Source organism: Actinomadura spongiicola (genome assembly GCF_003432485.1).
Lineage (GTDB): Bacteria > Actinomycetota > Actinomycetes > Streptosporangiales > Streptosporangiaceae > Spirillospora > Spirillospora spongiicola.
The window spans coordinates 334,272-351,055 of record NZ_QVNQ01000007.1 but is presented as its reverse complement, the minus strand read 5'-3'; the positions used below and the strand labels follow the sequence as shown (position 1 = coordinate 351,055).

13 protein-coding genes are annotated in these 16,784 nt (G+C 71.2%); 1 reads left to right on the top strand and 12 read right to left on the bottom strand.

The annotated features are described in order from the left end of the window. The first annotated feature begins 6 nt into the window (after nt 1-6). Entirely contained in the window at nt 7-1,578 is a 1,572-nt protein-coding gene (locus tag D0T12_RS23595; RefSeq protein ID WP_117401847.1) for a glycoside hydrolase family 13 protein, read from the top strand. A gap of 74 nt (nt 1,579-1,652) precedes the next feature. On the opposite strand, the gene D0T12_RS23590 is transcribed toward D0T12_RS23595, so the two are convergent. The 12 genes from D0T12_RS23590 to cobC form a co-directional block, all read right to left on the bottom strand. Further along, nucleotides 1,653-3,026, bottom strand: coding sequence for a S28 family serine protease (locus tag D0T12_RS23590; protein ID WP_233526249.1), 1,374 nt, complete (start codon nt 3,024-3,026; stop codon nt 1,653-1,655). A gap of 163 nt (nt 3,027-3,189) precedes the next feature. Beyond that, on the bottom strand, nt 3,190-3,411 hold the full coding sequence (locus tag D0T12_RS23585) for a hypothetical protein (protein ID WP_117401845.1): 222 nt from the start codon (nt 3,409-3,411) through the stop codon (nt 3,190-3,192). 394 nt (nt 3,412-3,805) lie between these two features. Next, the gene (locus D0T12_RS23580; RefSeq protein ID WP_117401844.1) at nt 3,806-4,417 is read right to left on the bottom strand and encodes a GNAT family N-acetyltransferase; all 612 of its coding nucleotides are present in this window, start codon (nt 4,415-4,417) and stop codon (nt 3,806-3,808) included. After that, a complete protein-coding gene (locus D0T12_RS23575) occupies nt 4,414-4,851 on the bottom strand; it encodes an acyl-CoA thioesterase (RefSeq protein ID WP_117401843.1) in 438 nt (145 codons plus the stop codon). Before D0T12_RS23575 ends, D0T12_RS23580 begins: the two co-directional genes overlap by 4 nt. Before the next feature lie 660 nt (nt 4,852-5,511). Then, the gene (gene ettA, locus D0T12_RS23570; RefSeq protein WP_117401842.1) at nt 5,512-7,176 is read right to left on the bottom strand and encodes an energy-dependent translational throttle protein EttA; all 1,665 of its coding nucleotides are present in this window, start codon (nt 7,174-7,176) and stop codon (nt 5,512-5,514) included. 71 nt (nt 7,177-7,247) lie between these two features. Next, on the bottom strand, nt 7,248-8,537 hold the full coding sequence (locus tag D0T12_RS23565; RefSeq protein WP_117401841.1) for a sensor domain-containing diguanylate cyclase: 1,290 nt from the start codon (nt 8,535-8,537) through the stop codon (nt 7,248-7,250). A gap of 308 nt (nt 8,538-8,845) precedes the next feature. Then, a complete protein-coding gene (locus tag D0T12_RS23560) occupies nt 8,846-9,310 on the bottom strand; it encodes a single-stranded DNA-binding protein (RefSeq protein WP_117401987.1) in 465 nt (154 codons plus the stop codon). 86 nt (nt 9,311-9,396) lie between these two features. Beyond that, nucleotides 9,397-11,115, bottom strand: coding sequence for a GTPase family protein (locus D0T12_RS23555; RefSeq protein ID WP_233526248.1), 1,719 nt, complete (start codon nt 11,113-11,115; stop codon nt 9,397-9,399). Next, entirely contained in the window at nt 11,112-13,187 is a 2,076-nt protein-coding gene (locus tag D0T12_RS23550) for a GTPase family protein (RefSeq protein WP_233526247.1), read from the bottom strand. The genes D0T12_RS23555 and D0T12_RS23550 overlap by 4 nt, the downstream gene beginning before the upstream one ends. Then, nucleotides 13,184-14,422 (bottom strand): uroporphyrinogen-III C-methyltransferase, encoded by a 1,239-nt coding sequence (cobA, locus tag D0T12_RS23545; protein ID WP_117401840.1) that lies wholly within the window; start codon nt 14,420-14,422, stop codon nt 13,184-13,186. The genes D0T12_RS23550 and cobA overlap by 4 nt, the downstream gene beginning before the upstream one ends. A gap of 155 nt (nt 14,423-14,577) precedes the next feature. Continuing rightward, on the bottom strand, nt 14,578-15,657 hold the full coding sequence (cobT, locus tag D0T12_RS23540) for a nicotinate-nucleotide--dimethylbenzimidazole phosphoribosyltransferase (RefSeq protein WP_117401839.1): 1,080 nt from the start codon (nt 15,655-15,657) through the stop codon (nt 14,578-14,580). A 23-nt stretch (nt 15,658-15,680) separates the two neighbouring features. After that, nucleotides 15,681-16,718, bottom strand: coding sequence for an Rv2231c family pyridoxal phosphate-dependent protein CobC (gene cobC, locus D0T12_RS23535; RefSeq protein ID WP_117401838.1), 1,038 nt, complete (start codon nt 16,716-16,718; stop codon nt 15,681-15,683). Between the last annotated feature and the right edge of the window lie 66 nt (nt 16,719-16,784).

Sequence of the window (16,784 nt, the reverse complement as noted above, 5' to 3'; positions counted from 1 at the left end):
CCCTGTATGACGCGAATCCCGTGGTGGCGCAACGCCGTCGTGTACGAGATCTACGTGCGCAGCTTCGCCGACTCCGACGGGAACGGTGAGGGCGACCTCCGGGGGATCCGGTCCCGTCTCGGTCATCTGCGCGACCTGGGGGTGGACGCGCTCTGGCTGACGCCCTTCTACACCTCGCCCCTGGCGGACGGCGGGTACGACGTGGCCGACCACCGCGACGTCGACCCGCGGTTCGGCACGCTCCACGACTTCGACGCCCTGCTCGCGGACGCGCACGCCCACGGACTCCGCATGATCGTCGACATCGTGCCGAACCATTCGTCCGACCGGCATCCCTGGTTCGAGAAGGCACTGGCGGCACCGCCCGGATCACCCGAACGTTCCCGCTACATCTTCCGCTCGGACAGGGAAGGAGATCGTTATGGCCCGGAGGTCCCACCGAACGACTGGCCGTCCGCGTTCGGTGGCCCGGCCTGGACGCGTGTGGACGACGGCGACTGGTACCTCCATCTGTACGCCCCCGAGCAGCCGGACTTCAACTGGCGCAACCCCGAGGTCCAGCGCGAGTTCGAGGACATCCTGCGGTTCTGGCTCGACCGGGGTGTGGACGGTTTCCGCATCGACGTGGCGGCCGGCCTGTTCAAGGACGAGTCGTTCCGCGACCTCGGCGAAGGGGGCCGCCACATCCTGAACGGCCCCATGTACGGCCAGCCGGAGGTCCACGACGTGTACCGAAGGTGGCGGCAGATCCTCGACGAGTACGACGGCGACCGCATGGCCATCGGCGAGGTGTGGACGGACGGGCCGGAAGACCTCGCGCTCTACCTGCGTCCAGACGAACTCCACCAGGTGTTCCAGTTCGACCTACAACTCGCTCCCTGGTCGGCCGACGCGTTCCGCGACGTCATCACGGCCGCGCTCGAAACCGTCACACCGACCGGCGCCGCGCCGACCTGGGTACTGTCCAGCCACGACGCCGTCCGGCACGTCACCCGGTACGAGCAACCGGAAGGCGGGCCGGGCGTCGGCCACGCGAGAGCCAAGGCGGCGCTACTGCTGCTTCTGGCGCTGCCGGGATCGGCCTACCTGTACCAGGGAGAGGAACTCGGGCTCCCCGAAGTGACCGACCTTCCCGACGAGGCGCGGCAGGACCCGATCTGGAAACGCACGAACGGGGAACTGCCAGGCCGGGACGGCTGCCGGGTGCCGCTCCCCTGGTCGGGCACCACCGCGCCCTACGGCTTCTCCCCCGACGGTGCCCGCCCCTGGCTGCCGATGCCGGACCGGTGGGCGCCCATGACCGTCGAGGCGCAGTCGTCCGACCCGTCCTCCATGCTGGCGTTCTACCGCAAGGCCTTGGCGCTGCGCCGCCGCCTACTGGACGACCTCCCGGACGACCTGGAGTGGCTCGACTCCCCCGACACGGGGGTCGCCTTCAGACGCGGCCCGCTCATCTGCGTCCTCAACTGCGGTGAGAACCCGCTCCGCCTGCCGTCCGGCACCCCGATCCTGACCAGCGCCCCACTCCACGGGGCCACTCTTCCCGGCAACGCCGCCGCCTGGCTCACCACCCCGTGAATCAAGAAGCGGTGTACCGGCCGTGCAGGGGTCAGCGCACGGACCGGCACACCGCGGGTCTTGCTACACCGTCGTTACAGCGGCGGACGCTGCAACTGGAGCGGGTCGTCGGCCGCCGGAGCGGTCTTGAGCGTCGGCGCGTCGGGGTCGACACCGGCCCAGCGCTTGACGGACGCGATCGACTTGGCCTTCTCCTCGGGAGGCAGCTTGTCGATGAGGCGAGCGCTGTGGTTCATGCCCGGCGCGACGTAGACGGCCGAGTCACGGCTGCCCTTGCTCAGCCGGAACGGCTCGGATCCCCACGGGTCGTTCTCGCCGTACACGAACAGCATTTGACGCGCGTTCCGGCGCACCCAGCGGTCGATGTCGCGCATGGCGCGGCCGTGGTCGAACCGCATACGGATGTCACGCGGCACATAAGTGCGCGGCTGGTAACTGTCCTCGTACCGGAGCAGCGGGCGCAGGTGCTTGAACTTCGGTGACGGCCAACCGAGCTCGGTGCCCGCCTGGTAGAAGTACGGGATGTACGGGGCGAGCCCCTGGTCGCTGTAGAAGGACAGACCGGCGATGGTGTCGAGCGACTTGTAAAGGTCGTCGTCGGAGGCGTCCAGCGCCGGAAGGTTCGCGCAGTCGGACTGGAGGCTGTACTGCCAGAACGCCCACTCGTAGTCCATCACCGAGTTCTCGAACGCGCGGTCCTCCGAACGGAGGATGTCGAACGTCCAGCCGCCCTTCTCGGCGGCGGCCTTGAGCCGTTCGAGCATCGCGGGGCGGCGTTCGAGGAACTTGCGCGCGAGCCCCTGGAGGTGGGCGCGGCACTTGGGATCGTCACCCACCGTCTTGAAGAACTTGTCGTAGGCACGATCGTCATCGTTGTCGTGGTCGTTCGGCGCCACGTACACGACACTGCCGTCGACGTCATGCGGGTAGAACCGCTTGTGGTAGACGGCGGTCATGCCGCCCTTGCTCGCGCCCGTCGAGATCCACTTCGTGCTGTAGATCTTCTTCAGTTCCCGGATGAGCCGGTGCTCGTCGGTGGCGGCCTGCCAGATCGTGTCCTTCGTCCAGTCGGCCGGTTCCGGACGGGACGGGGTGAAGTACCGGTATTCCAGCGAGATCTGGTTGCCGTCGACGAGCGCGGTCGGCTCGGACGTGAACATCACTTCCGGCGTGTTGTAGCCGCTCGTGTAGAGCACCATGGGCCGGTCCGTGGCCTTGTGCTGCAGCATGACGCGCTGCTCGAACCACTGCCCCTTCGGGTTACGGTGATCGACAGGCTGCTTGTACTCCAGCCAGAACCAGCGGTAGCCGGGCAGTGTCGAGGTCTTCTCCGTCACCTCCATACCGGGGATCGCCTTGAGCCGCTCAAGGATGTCACCGTTCACGGTGCCCGCCTGCGCCGCGAGAGCGCCGGTCCCGGTCATACCCGCGGCGAGCAGCAGTGCCATCGCTCCTCGTGAGACGCGCCGCATTTGTGCCCCTTCCACGTGGGATCTCCACATTCGCGTCGCGACCCTAGAGCGAGACGTGGGCGGAAAACGGATCGCTGTTGCGCTTGTTACCTATCCGTGACAGCCCGGTTGTCACCGGGACAGTCAGGCAGCATCCGGGTCAGACGGCACCACCGGTGAGGAAATGGGCGACCAGCCACCCGAGCCCGAGCACGAGGGCCAGCCGACGCACCTGCCACCCGACGGGCTTCCCGCGAATGGCGAACACGTTCCAGACGAGCTCGGAGAGCGTGTCACCGGCCTGCCGGTTGAACACGGCGGGCAGCTCAATGGCGAAGAACATCAGGATCCAGAAAATCCATGCGGCGAGATAGGGGGACATGCGCCGTTTCCCTGACGAGGACGAACCAATTCTTTCCGGTAATACCCGGAAACAATGATCCCTAGTACTCCCGCCCCAAGCACACGCGCACCAAACGACGGCCCCTTGGAACGCCCGCGAGCGTCATGACAACCCCCAAGCCACAGGCACCGAACCACGGCCACCACGTCAAACACGAACCACCACAAACACGCAGACCACAAACGCGCGGATGTCAGGGGCGCGGGCAACAAGTGCTGGTCTCCCGTCCGGGAAGGCCATCGCCCCGGACGAGTCGCAGTTCGCCGAGACCAAGAGTCACGCTCGGCCCCCGCAACGCCAAGATGACCGTCTCTACAATTCGGGGTGGTTGCGGAACGCGTCGACGAAGTAGGCGTGGTCGTCGCGGACGACGTCAGCCGGACGGGTTCGAGAAGGGCGGGGCGAGTGCGATCCCGTCGTCCCAGGGGGCCAGGCGTTCGAAGAGTCGCTCGTCGTGCCAGCGCCCGTCGACGTGGATGTGCCGGCGAGCCGTTCCCACGGCCGTGAAACCGTTCCGCTCCAGGACGCGCTGGGACGCATGGTTGTCGACCCTGGTGAACGCCTCGACACGATGGAGCCCCAGGTCGGTGAACGCCACGTCCAGCACCTGCCGCAGCGCCTCGGTCGCGACACCGCGCCCGGTGTGCGCCCGCGCCACCCAATAGCCGACAAAGCAACTTTGCAGTGGCCCACGCAGCACGTTGTTCAGCGTGATCCGTCCGGCGATGTCACCGTCCACCAGAATGACGCCCGGCCACATCTCCCCCACCGCGTACGCCTCCACCAGGGCATGAAGGTTGTCGCGCTGCCCCTCGACGGTGAAGTACGCGTCGTCGCGTTCCGGCTCCCATGGACGCAGATGGTCACGGTTCGCCTCGCAGAGCGCGGCGAGCGCCTCCGCGTCCGCCATCTGGACGACACGAAGCCGCACCCCCGGCTGGAGGCGATCGTTCAGCGGGGAGGGCGGGCCGGCGAGCGCCGTCATGCCGTCGGGGCCGTGTAACGCCTGATGAACTTCCGTTCCTCCGGCGTGAAACGGCGCGCCCGGTTCCGCTCCGGGTCGAACGCGACGAGCGTCGAGACGGCCTCGGCGTAGACGTTCTCGTCGTCCCGCACCTCGTAGGCCAGCGTGAACGAGGCGGCACGGGCCTCCGTCACCCACGACTCCACCCGAATCGGGTAGACGGTCGGAAGCAACGGCCGCCGGTAGTCGATCTCATGCCGCGAGATCACCATCCCCCGGACGGGCTGCTCCCCCTTGCGGACCGGGTCGCCGTGGAACATCTCCAGCCGCGCGTCCTCCAGGTAGCCGAGGAACTTGACGTTGTTCACGTGTCCCTGGGAGTCGATGTCGCCGAACCGGACATGGAACTCGTAGACGTGCCGGTAGTCGGTCGCGGGCAGATCGGTCTGCTGCATGTCCTCGCCTGGGGGGGTACGGGGATCCGTCCGGCCCGATGTTACCGGCCGCCGATACACCACCCCGGCACGCTCCCCCCCGTCCCCACCAGAACGGAAGCCACCCCAGCCCGAAACGATACGCCGGACCACCAAACCCCCCGCCCGCAACAACACACCGGAACACCGACCCAAACAGCACAAAACAGTGACCAGCGCTCCACCCCACCAGCACAGAGCAGCCAGACGGCCAAACGACGCTATGCCGAACTGGAACAGCGCGACCCCCACCAGACGGTCAGCCGCGAGCGAACCCGCAGCGCATGACGCGGCCCGAGCGAGCGGCGGCCCGCCAGAACGAGGTGGTGGCGCGGGCCGACGGGGGCAGCCGCAGGCGAACCCGCAGCGTATGACGCAGTCCCGGCAGGCGGCGGGCCGACCGCACGGCGGCCCGACCGACCGGAGCGGTGGGGCGGACCAACGGGCGGTCAATCGCGGGCGAGCCTGCAGCGCATGACGCCGTCTGGGCAGGCGGCGGCTGCCCGAGCGGACAGCCGAAGGGGGTTCGCACGTCGGTGTGGCATGCCGGGCCGCTGGGCGGTATGCGAAAAAGCCTGTGGTGCGTGTCGGGGTTGGGTGGCGGTGGCCCGCCCGACCGGAAGGTGGGGCGGGCCGACGGGGTTAGTCGCGTTTGAGTTTGCGGTGGGTGACGCGGTGGGGGCGGGCGGCGTCGGCGCCCAGACGCTCGATCTTGTTCTTTTCGTAGTCGGCGAAGTTGCCTTCGAACCAGAACCAGTTCGAGCCCTCCTCCCACGCGAGGATGTGCGTGGCGATGCGGTCGAGGAACCACCGGTCGTGGGAGGTGATCACGGCGCAGCCGGGGAACTCCAGGAGGGCGTTCTCCAGGCTGGACAGGGTCTCGGTGTCGAGGTCGTTGGTCGGCTCGTCCAGCAGGAGGACGTTGCCGCCCAGTTTGAGGGTCAGCGCCAGGTTCAGCCGGTTGCGCTCGCCGCCGGACAGGACGCCCGCAGGTTTCTGCTGGTCCGGGCCCTTAAAGCCGAACGCCGCGACGTAGGCGCGGGACGGCATCTCCACCTGGCCGACCTTGATGTGATCAAGGCCGTCGGAGACGACCTGCCACACCGTCTGCTTCGGGTCGATGCCGCCGCGTCCCTGGTCGACGTAGGAGACCTGGACGGTCTCGCCGAGCCGCAGTTCGCCGGCGTCCGGCTGCTCCTCGCCCACGATCATGCGGAAGAGGGTGGTCTTGCCGACGCCGTTCGGGCCGATGACGCCGACGATGCCGTTGGGCGGCAGGTTGAACGACAGGTCGTCCATGAGGACCCGGTCGCCGAAACCCTTCGTCAGCTTGTCCGCGACGATCACCGTGTTGCCCAGGCGCGGGCCCGGCGGGATCTGGATCTCCTCGAAGTCCAGCTTGCGGGTCTTGGCGGCCTCGGCGGCCATCTCCTCGTAGCGCTCCAGACGGGCCTTGCTCTTCGTCTGCCGCGCCTTCGGGTTCGACCGCACCCACTCCAGCTCGTCCTGGAGGCGCTTCTTACGCTTGGCGTCCTTGTTGCCCTCGACCTTCAGCCGGTCGGCCTTCTTCTCCAGGTACGTCGAGTAGTTCCCCTCGTACGGGAAGCAGCGGCCCCGGTCCAGCTCCAGGATCCAGGTGGCGACGTTGTCGAGGAAGTACCGGTCGTGGGTGACGGCCAGGACGGTTCCCTCGTACTTGGCGAGGAACTGCTCCAGCCACTGGACGCTCTCCGCGTCGAGGTGGTTGGTGGGCTCGTCCAGCAGCAGCAGGTCGGGGGCTTCGAGCAGGAGCTTGCACAGCGCGACACGGCGCCGCTCACCACCCGACAGCTTCGCCACCTCGGCGTCCCCCGGCGGGCAGCGCAGCGCGTCCATCGCCTGTTCGAGCTGGCTGTCGAGGTCCCAGGCGTTGCGGTGGTCGAGCTGCTCCTGGAGTTTGCCCATCTCCTCCATCAGCTCGTCGGAGTAGTCCGTCGCCATCTTCTCGGCGATCTCGTTGAACCGGTCGAGCATCGCCTTGGTCTCGGCGACGCCCTCCTCCACGTTTCCGAGGACGGTCTTCTCCTCGTTCAGTGGCGGCTCCTGCTGCAGCATTCCGACGGTGAACCCCGGCATGAGACGCGCGTCCCCGTTGGACGGCTGCTCCAGACCGGCCATCATGCGCAGCAGCGTCGACTTACCGGTGCCGTTCGGTCCCAGAACACCGATCTTCGCGCCCGGGAGGAAGTGCAGGGTGACGTCGTCCAGGACGACCTTGTCGCCATGTGCCTTGCGCACACGCTGCATCGTGTAGATGTACTCGGCCATATTTCAAGCCTAGAGGGTCCCGGAGCGTGTTCTGGGCAATGCTCGGTTCCCCCGGTCGGTGCGGACCGTGTTCAGGGGGTGGGGGTGGCGGGGCCCTCCAGGGCCGGTAGGCAGACGCGGTCGCGGCCGGACGACTTGGCGCGGTAGAGGGCCAGATCGGCGGCGGTGAGGAGTTCCAGGAGGTCATCGCCGTGGGTGCGGAACAGCGCGACGCCGACGGACACCGTGACCGTCACCGTTCCCTCCTCCGCGGGGACGGCGAGGCGGCGCACCCGGCCGCGGAGGCGTTCGGCCACGCGGCACGCCTCGACGGTGTCGGCGCCCGGGAGGAGGACCACGAACTCCTCGCCGCCGAACCGTCCCACGACGTCGTAGTCGCGCAACTGGTGGCCGAGCGTGCTCGCGACCCCGACGAGCACCTGGTCGCCCATGAGGTGGCCGTGCGTGTCGTTGACCCGTTTGAAGTGGTCGATGTCGATCAGCAGCAGCGCGACCGCCCCGTTGGTGCGCTGGGCCCGGGACAGTTCGGTATCCGCCTCCCGTTGCCAGGCCGTCGCGTTCAACAGGCCGGTCTTGGCGTCCGTCCGCGCGGCCGCCTGGAGTTGCTGGTGCATCAGGCTGCGCTGCAACAGGACCACCGGCGGGAGCGCCAGGGCCAGCAGCCCCAGCGACAGCGCGCTCGTGATCGCCACGAGACTGCCGACGCACAGTTCCACGACGTCCAGCAGGAGGCTCTCCCGGTTCCACAGGACGTCCCGCCATCGGCTCTCGGGGTTCGCGGCGTGCGCCGCCACCGCGACGATCGCCGTGTTCACCACGGTGAACAGCGTGGCGCATCCGACGGCCGCCGGAATGCCCGGATACGCGTCGACGACCCAGCGCGGCGCGCCCTCCAGGGGTTCGGGCACCACCAGGTGGAAGACGATGGACGCGCACGCTCCGGCGATTCCGAACGCCCCCGCGACGAGCACACGGCGGTAGATCATGGTCCGGCGGACGCGGAACTGGAGCAACGCCTGGATCGGCACCGGTATCAGGAGGGCGTACACGGGGGGTAGCAGCAGCGCGACCGGCAACCACCACGCGGACAGCAGATCCCGTGCCACCCCCGCCGGCATCCCGAGCCGCCGTGTGGCCTCGATGCACACGGCCCCGCACGCCAGCAGGGCGGCGAACGCCGTCACGTCGTCGGCCCGCGGCGCCGTCGTGAGCAGCCCCACGACGGTCAACCCCAGATGAACGGCCACGATCGCCGGCACATAGATCACGAGCAGGGACGGACGCCCCAGTCGCGCTCGGGGCCTGGGCCTGCGAGCCAGCTCCCCACCACGGTCCTCGGCGGACGACTGCACTGCCGTCATCCTTCCCCCTTACGTGCATCACGTTGTGTAACACACTAGTTGCAAGGTGTGCGGAAGGAGCGTGAAACAGGTACCTTCGGGAAGGCACATGCGCGTGACCGGCTGCGTCACCACGCATCGGGCCCCGCAGATGCGCGGCCCAGGCACGTCCTGAGGGGGATGGCAGCATGCGCGGCGTTTCCTGGATCTGACCAGGCCGCACCACTCCGCCAGAGGCGAAGCCGCCGCGCGACGGCGACTCCGTCGACCGGCCACGCACGCACTCGACCGGCCACGCACGCACTCGACCCGGCCTTCGGAGTCGAGGGTCAGGCGGCTTTGGGTTCTTCTTGGTCTACGGGGGTGGCCAGGGCCCATTCGTCGGCGGTGTCGCGGGCGAGTTGGCGGTCCTCGTCGCTGAGCGGTCCGCCGCGCTGGACGGGACGGAAGTCGACGGTGCCGCGGAACAGGTCGGGCCCGAGGGTGGTGGCCTCGATCTCGGCGGAGAACCGCCACTGGCCGTCACGTTCGTACTGCCGGATGCGCAGGCGGCCGGTCACGAGGATCGGGGTGCCGCGCTTGAACTCGGACGCGTTGACGTTGTCGGCCAGGTTCCGCCAGCAGTTGACGGTGAGGAACAGGGTCTCGACGTCCTGCCACTGGCCGGTCTGCCGGTCGTAGCGGCGGGGCGTGCAGCCGACCCGCAGGGAGAGGAACGGAGTTCCGTTGGTCGTGACGGCGTAGCGGGGTTCGGCGGCGACCCAGCCGGTGACGGTGATGTGCGCCTCGTTCATCGTGACCCTCCGTAGTTTCGCGCTGACGAGGTCCACGGTGCCGCACGGCATGGGGTCGGCGGGTACGGAGGCGAAATTGTGGATAACTAGGCGCGGCCGGCGGCTACGTCGACGTCCCTGCGGAAGCGGGCGTAGACCTGGAGCTCCTCCTCGATGGGCACGATGACCTTCTCACGGGTCACGCGTTCGATGCCGGCGCGCATGTGGTGTTCCATGTCGTCGCCGTGTTTGGCGGACGACAGCGCGACCAGGTTGCGGCAGGCCGCCGAGGTGAGCCAGCCCATGCCGAGCGTGCAGACGATCAGGACCGTGACGTACGGGATGAGGCCCGCGTCCGCGACGAGGCGGCTGGAGCCCGGGCCGCCCGCGTCCAGGAGGCCGTAGGCGACGAGGAGGCCGATCCACGCCACGCTGAGGACGGCGACCAGGACGAGGAAGAACTGCCACGTCTTGACCAGCCACCACCAGCGCGGCACCTGGTTGAACGTGGGGAGGGCGTCCTTGAGCGACTCGCCGAGCGCCTCGGGGATCTCGGTGGCGTGGGAGCGGGCGGCGGCGCGGACCGAACGCGCCCAGTGCGCGGGAAGTTCCGGGGTGACGCCCTCCGTGACGGCCTGGAGGGCGTTGTCGACGTCGCCCTGCTGGGCGCCGATCGGGCCGGTGAAGGCGCCGCGGAGTTCCTCGCGCAGTTCGGTGAGGCGCATCCGGCGCAGCGGGTCGGAGCGCAGCCGGGCGATCAGCGCGGCGACGGGCCAGCCGACGAAGTCGCAGGCGCGCAGCTCGTAGGCGCTCTCCATCGCCTCGGCGACGGCGGGGGCGCCGGCGGCGTCGGTCAGGGCCTGGACGAGGTCGCCGCGGCGGCCGTCGTCGACGGTGGTCGGCGGTTCGGTGTCGAGACGGTAGCCGGCGAACCGTTCGGCGACCCGGTCGACGTCCGCGGACAGCCGCTCGGTGCGGGCGCGGCGGGCGGCGACGGTGTCGACGAGGATGTCCCGGAACCCGTACACGCCGTCCTCGGCGACGGCGGACGTCGTCACGATGCGGGGGTCGGCGAGCCCCTCGGCCTCCAGCAGGCGGCGCAGGTCGGCGACGCAGTCGTCGATCTCGTGGGGCGCGAGCCGGTCGACCTGGTTGAGGACGATGAGGGTGACGCCGGTGTGCCGCGCGAACGGGACGATGTAGTTGCGGTGCAGCGCCGCGTCCGCGTACTTCTGCGGGTCGACGACCCACACGAGCAGGTCGGCGATCTTGACGAACCGGTCGACCTCGGCGCGGTGCATCGCCTGGACGGAGTCGTGGTCGGGCAGGTCGATGAGGACGAGGCCCTGGAGGCTCGCGTCGGCGCGGTTCAGGTCGAGGGCGCTGGCGCGGGCGTAGCGGTGACGTTTGTCCACGTCCAGCCAGTCGAGCAGGGGGCCCGCGCCGTCCAGGCCCCAGACGCAGGCGTGCGCCTGCGACGTCATCGGGCGGCGCAGCCCGGTCGGCGACAGTTCGAGGCCGCAGATGGCGTTGAACAGGGACGACTTTCCGCTGCCCGTGCCGCCGGCGAGGGTGATCACGGTGTGCTCGCCGGACAGCCGCAGCCGCTGCCCGGCCCGTTCGAGCAGCGCTCCGGCCTCGTCCAGGACGGGCTGGTCGAGCCGTCCGTCGCCCACCTGGACGAGCCGTTCAAGGCCGCCGAGGCGGGTGGTCAGCCCCGGCGGGCCCTTGGGGCCGGCGGGGCCCGGTCCGGCCCCGGACGCGGCGAGGGGTGGGGTCCCGCCGGATCCCGGCGGCGAGTTCGCGGGGATGGCCGAGGTGGTCATCGGGCAACCTCGAGGTTGTAGGTGGCCTGGTACAGCTGGACGGGGACGGTCTCGTCGGGGATGCCCGCGGAGTCGAGCACCTGACCGAACCGGATGGCCTCCTCGTCGAACAGCATCCCGATACGGCTGCGCAGGTCGGCGCGGGCCTTGGCGCCCATGCCGCGCAGCGACTCGGCGCCGAACAGGGCCTTCAGAAGCCGCTGCGGGACGGCGCTGTTGCCGCCCTCGACGGCCACGTCCGACGTGCCGTAGCCGAGCAGCCCGATCATCAGGACGAGGGAGACCGCCTCGGTGTCGAACGACACCAGCTTCGCGACGGAGCGTTTGGTGACGCCCTCGGTGCGGATCAGTTCCTGGACGTGGTCCTGCCAGGAGCTGACGGCGCGGGTGACGCGGCGGGACAGCTCCGGGGAGACGTGGGCGAGTTCGGTGTCCGCCGCGGCGAGGACCTGCCGTCCGGCCGGGTGGTCGCGCCAGCGGGCGATGACCTGTTCGGCGCCGTGCTCGGCGGACGCCATGATCAGCGATTCGAGGCCGCTGCGCAGCGCCGCCTTGAGCGCGCGGACCCGGGTCGGGCTGCGGCGCCTGCGGTTGGCGGACCGGCCGCGCCGGGGCCGCTGGACGCGCAGCGAGCGTTGCAGGTCGCCGGTGGCGGCGAAGTCCTGCCAGCGGGCGAGGACCTCGCCGCGCAGCAGGGAGCCGTTGCGGGTGGCCTCGTCGAGTTCGGCGAGCGCGGTGCCGTAGCCGGCCTCGACCTGCCCGGCCAGTTCGGCGCGCTGCTCGACCTGCGCCTCGACGTGCCGGGCGAGTTCGGGGACGCGGGTGCGGAAGCTGTCGAGGACGGCGGCGAGGGTGTCGCCGATGACGATCTCGCGGTCCTCGGCGTCCTCGGCGACTCCGGTGAGCCAGGCGCGCAGGTCCTCGACGGTCTCCTCGGGGAGGCGGCTGTGCTCGATCCGGGTCTCGGGGATGGTGAAGCGCCGCGCGTCGCCGACCTCGTGCTCGTCCAGCATCGCGCCGAAGTGCTCGACGACCTCCTCGCCCTGGGGGCCCGCGCCCTGCGGGATCCGGGACAGGACGACGCCGATCGTCGCGCCGTTCTCCTTGGCCCGCCGGATCATCTGCCACACCTGCGCGTCGGCGTAGCGGGCGGCGGTGGTGACGCAGAGCCACAGGTCCGCGGCGGCCATCAGTTTGGTCGCGAACTCGAAGTGGTCCTCGAAGACGGAGTCGAAGTCGGGGCTGTCGAGGAGGGCGAGGCCGGGCGGCAGGACGTCGCTGGTGATGACGACGAGCTGGTCACCGGCGATGGCGTCGGGCGCGGGGCCGCGGACCCGTCCCATACCGGGCAGCAGGGGGCCCTCCAGATACCACTGCGCGTGGTCGGGGTGGCAGACCAGGATCGGGCTGCTGGTGGTGGGGCGGAGTACACCGGTCGCGCTGACCCGGGAGCCGACGAGGGTGTTGACCAGGGTCGACTTGCCCGCGCCCGTGGAGCCGCCGAGGACGACGAGCAGCGGTGTTCCGGCGGCCTGGATGCGCGGGAGGACGTAGTCCTGGAGCTGGTCGCGCAGTTCGTCGCGCGCCTCCCGGGCCTCCTCGACGCCTGGCACGTCCAGCAGGAAGTCGAAGGCGCCGAGGTGGTCGCGCAGGTTGGTGACGGCCCGGATCAGCTGGCCCTGGTGCACCGTGCCGCCGCCCACCCTGGCGGGGCCGCCGGGCCGCGTGGCCTTCTCGGACCGTTTCCCCCGGCCCGGCCGCGCGTCCTTCTCCGGGTGGGAGCCCTCTCCGGCGCCGTCCGAGTCGTCGGTCTGGGCGGGCGGCGCGGGTTCGGTCGACCGCGGTTCCGCGGTGGGACGGGCGTAGCGGCCGCGCCCGCCGCCCTGCCCGCTTCCCTTGGCCCGCCGGGCGTCGCGGGACCCGGTGGTGGCCTGGGCGTCGGGCCGCGCGTCGGGCCGCGCGTCATCGTCGGGCGCGGGCCCGCCGGGGGCGGCGGAGTCCTCGGTGTCGCGTCCGGGGTCGGCGCCGGTCGTCTCGTCGTGGATCGCGCTCTGCTCTGCGGGGGGTGTCACGGATCCCGTCCCATGTCCGCTCGAATCATGTCGATCTCTCGTGCCACGTCGACCACGTCGCCCACGACCACGATCGCCGGGGGTCGGACCGCGTCGGCGGCCATCGCGTCGGCCACCGTGTCCAGCGTCGCCGTCAGGGCCCGCTGCCCGGGGAGGGTGCCGTCCTGGATCACGGCGACCGGCGTGTCGGACGCTCGACCATAGCGCATCAGGGCCGCGGCGATCAGGGCCATGCGCTCCACGGCCATCAGCAGGACGATCGTGCCCTTCGCCCGGCCGAGCGCCGCCCAGTCGACCGTCGAGTCGGGATGGTCGGGAGGGACGTGCGCGGAGACGACGTGGAACTCCTGGGCGACGCCCCGGTGGGTGACCGGGATCCCGGCGGCGGACGGGACGGCGACGGCGCTGGTGATGCCGGGGACGACCGTGACGGGCACGCCGTGCCGGGCACAGTACAGGGCCTCCTCGCCGCCGCGGCCGAACACGAACGGGTCTCCGCCCTTGAGCCGGACGACGAACCGTCCCCGCCGCGCGTGCTCGACGAGGTACTCGTTGATGCGGTCCTGCGCGACCGTCCGCCCGTAGGGGATCTTGGCGGCGTCGATCACCTCGACGTCGGGGGCCAGCTCGTCCAGCAGGCTGGCGGGGGCGAGCCGGTCGGTGACGACCACGTCGGCCATCGCGAGGAGCTGCCGCCCGCGGACGGTGATCAGCCCCGGGTCGCCGGGGCCGCCGCCGACGAGGGCGACACCGACGGGCTTGCGCCGCGAGTGCCGCGATTCGAGGGCGCCGTCGCGGAGGCCGTCGACGATGGCGTCGCGGATGCCGGCGGCACGTCGCGGGTCGCCGCCGAGCAGGACCCCGACGGTCGCGTCCCCCGCGTGACCGCTGGCGGGCGTCCACGCGGGCGAGGCCTCGGCGTCGTCGGCCCGGACGGACCAGATCCGCGCGTCCTCCGCCTCGGCGACCACGTCACCGTTGACCTTGGAGTCGTCGGTGACGGCCTGGACGAGCCAGGCCCCGGCGCAGTCGCCGGACCGGTAGGGCCGCTGCCGCCAGGTGATCCTCCCGCGTGCGGCGAGGTCCTCCAGGGAGGGGGTGACCCGGGGGGAGACCAGCACCACCTCGGCGCCCGCGTCCAGCAGCGCGGGCACGCGGCGCTGGGCGACCCGGCCCCCGCCGACGACGAGGACGCGCCGGCCGCCGAGTCGAAGTCCTAGCAGGTACGGGGGCACGTGGTGGTTCTCTCGATCAGTGGGTGCGGATCAGCCTGCCGACGCCGCCGGCGGACAGGTGTCTTCGTGGAACAACCGTACTCGGGTTCGGGAGTGCATGGAGAGGGCCGGGGGCCAGTCGATAGCCGAGCGTGACATCTTCCGTGATCGTTTGGTTACGGGCGCTCGGCGTCCTTGCCGCTGACGCCCGCGGAGTCGAAGGTGGCGACCTCGTGCAGGACCCGCACCGCCCCTTGGACCAGCGGCAACGCCAGCAGGGCACCGGTTCCCTCGCCGAGCCGGAGCTCCAGGTCGACCAGCGGCCGCAGGCCCAGCGAGGTGATCGCGGCGCCGTGGCCGGGCTCGGCCGAGCGGTGTCCGGCGACGCACGCGCCGACGGCGTCCGGGCACAGCGCGGCCGCCGCCAGCGCGGCCGCCCCGGCGATCACGCCGTCGAGGACGACGGGGACGCGCAGCGCCGCGGCGCCGAGGACGAACCCGGCGAGCGCGGCGTGCTCCAGGCCGCCGACCGCCGCCAGGACCTCCAGGGGGTCGGCCCCCTCCCCCGCGGGCAGGCCGTGCCGGGCCAGGGCCGTGCGGACGATCTCGACCTTGTGCGCGTGGACGGCGTCGTCGACACCGGTTCCGCGGCCGGTGACGCGGTCGGGCGGCAGCCCGGTGAACGCGGCGATCAGGGCGGCGGAGGCGGTGGTGTTGGCGATGCCCATGTCCCCGGTGATCAGGCAGCGGTAGCCGTCCGAGACGAGGCCGCGGGCCACGTCGATGCCCACGCCCACGGCGCCGCGGACCTCGTCCATGGTCATCGCGGGGCCGACGGTCATATCGGCGGTACCGGGCGCGATCTTGCGGCGGAGCAGTGCGGGGGCGGGCTCCAGGTCGGCGGCGACGCCGACGTCGACGACGCTGACCGTGGCGCCGACCTGGGCGGCGAACGCGTTGACGACGGCGCCGCCCGCGAGGAAGTTGGCCACCATCTGGGCGGTGACCTCCCGCGGCCACGGAGTGACGCCCTGGGCGTGGACGCCGTGGTCGGCGGCGAACACGGCGACGGCGGCGGGTTCGGGCGGCGGCGGCGGGCAGTGCCCGGCCAGCCCGGCGAGCCTGATCGACACCTCCTCCAGGACGCCGAGGGACCCGGGCGGCTTGGTGAGGCGGGCCTGGTGGTCGCGGGCGTCCCGCATGGCGGCCTCGTCCAGGGGCGCGATGGCGGCGATGGTCTCGTCGATCGGGTTCATGGTTCCTCCGTCAGATGCCCGGCTCAGATGCCCAGCTCACCGAGCACGTCCAGCAGAGCGTCGTTGGACGCCCTGTCGCGCACGGCGACGCGCAGCCAGTCGGTGCCGAGGCCGGGGAACGTGTCTCCGCGTCTGACGGCGTAGCCGCGCTGCCTCAGCAGGGCCCTGAGGCCGAGGGCGTCGGGCACGCGCAGGCAGAGGAAGGACGCCCGCGCTTCCGGCACGACGTAGATGCCGCGTGCGGTGAGTTCGGCGGCCAGCCGGTCGCGTTCGGCGGCGAGTTCGACGGCCCACGCCGCGGCTTCGGCGACGGCGTTCGGGGCGGAGCACGCCTCGATGGCGACGAGGGCCGGGGTGGACACCGCCCAGAGCGGCTGCGCCTCGGCGAGCCGTCCGATGAGGTGGGGGCCGGCCATGACGTATCCGGCGCGGAGCCCGGCGAGGCCCCACGTCTTGGTGAGGGACCGGATGACGACGACGCCCGTGGGCAGCCGGCCGGTCAGCGTTTCGGGTTCGCCGGGGACACAGTCCATGAACGCCTCGTCGACGACGACGGTCCGGCCGGGCCGGGCCAGCGCGGCGATCGTGTCCGCCGGGTGCAGCACGGAGGTCGGGTTCGTGGGATTGCCGATCACGACGAGGTCGGCGTCGGCCGGGACGGCGGTGGGGTCGAGCGTGAAGTCCTTGCCGAGGACCACCCGCCGCACGGGGTGCCCGGCGGCCCTGAGCGCCGCCTCGGGCTCGGTGAACTGCGGGTGGACGACCACCGCCCCGCGCGGCGCGAGGACCCGGGCGAGCAGGACGAACGCCTCCGCGGCGCCGGAGGTGAGCAGCACCTCGTCCGCGGACCTGCCGTGCCGCCGGGCGACCGCGCGGCGGGCCGGCCGGGGGTCGGGGTAGGCGGCGAGGTCCGCGACGGACGCGCGGAGCCGCTCGGCCAGCCAGGGCGGGGGCGTGCCGGTCCGGACGTTGACGGCGAAGTCGGCGAGGCCGCCGCCGACCTCCGCGTCCCCGTGATGCCTCAGATCGATGTCCGGGTCGCCGTCCGGGGAACCGGTCATGGGCGTGCGGACGGTCAACTGCGCCTCCTGGGTCGCTTCCGGGCCAAACCGTCAGGGTTTCACGGC

Excerpts from the sequence above, each read along its gene's own strand:
- D0T12_RS23555 (WP_233526248.1), bottom strand. The coding sequence starts at position 11,115 with ATGACCACCTCGGCCATCCCCGCGAACTCGCCGCCGGGATCCGGCGGG.
- cobT (WP_117401839.1), bottom strand. The coding sequence starts at position 15,657 with ATGAACCCGATCGACGAGACCATCGCCGCCATCGCGCCCCTGGACGAG.
- D0T12_RS23580 (WP_117401844.1), bottom strand. The coding sequence starts at position 4,417 with ATGACGGCGCTCGCCGGCCCGCCCTCCCCGCTGAACGATCGCCTCCAG.
- D0T12_RS23585 (WP_117401845.1), bottom strand. The coding sequence starts at position 3,411 with ATGTCCCCCTATCTCGCCGCATGGATTTTCTGGATCCTGATGTTCTTC.
- D0T12_RS23575 (WP_117401843.1), bottom strand. The coding sequence starts at position 4,851 with ATGCAGCAGACCGATCTGCCCGCGACCGACTACCGGCACGTCTACGAG.
- D0T12_RS23590 (WP_233526249.1), bottom strand. The coding sequence starts at position 3,026 with ATGGCACTGCTGCTCGCCGCGGGTATGACCGGGACCGGCGCTCTCGCG.
- ettA (WP_117401842.1), bottom strand. The coding sequence starts at position 7,176 with ATGGCCGAGTACATCTACACGATGCAGCGTGTGCGCAAGGCACATGGC.
- cobC (WP_117401838.1), bottom strand. The coding sequence starts at position 16,718 with ATGACCGGTTCCCCGGACGGCGACCCGGACATCGATCTGAGGCATCAC.
- D0T12_RS23560 (WP_117401987.1), bottom strand. The coding sequence starts at position 9,310 with ATGAACGAGGCGCACATCACCGTCACCGGCTGGGTCGCCGCCGAACCC.
- D0T12_RS23595 (WP_117401847.1), top strand. The coding sequence starts at position 7 with ATGACGCGAATCCCGTGGTGGCGCAACGCCGTCGTGTACGAGATCTAC.
- D0T12_RS23565 (WP_117401841.1), bottom strand. The coding sequence starts at position 8,537 with ATGACGGCAGTGCAGTCGTCCGCCGAGGACCGTGGTGGGGAGCTGGCT.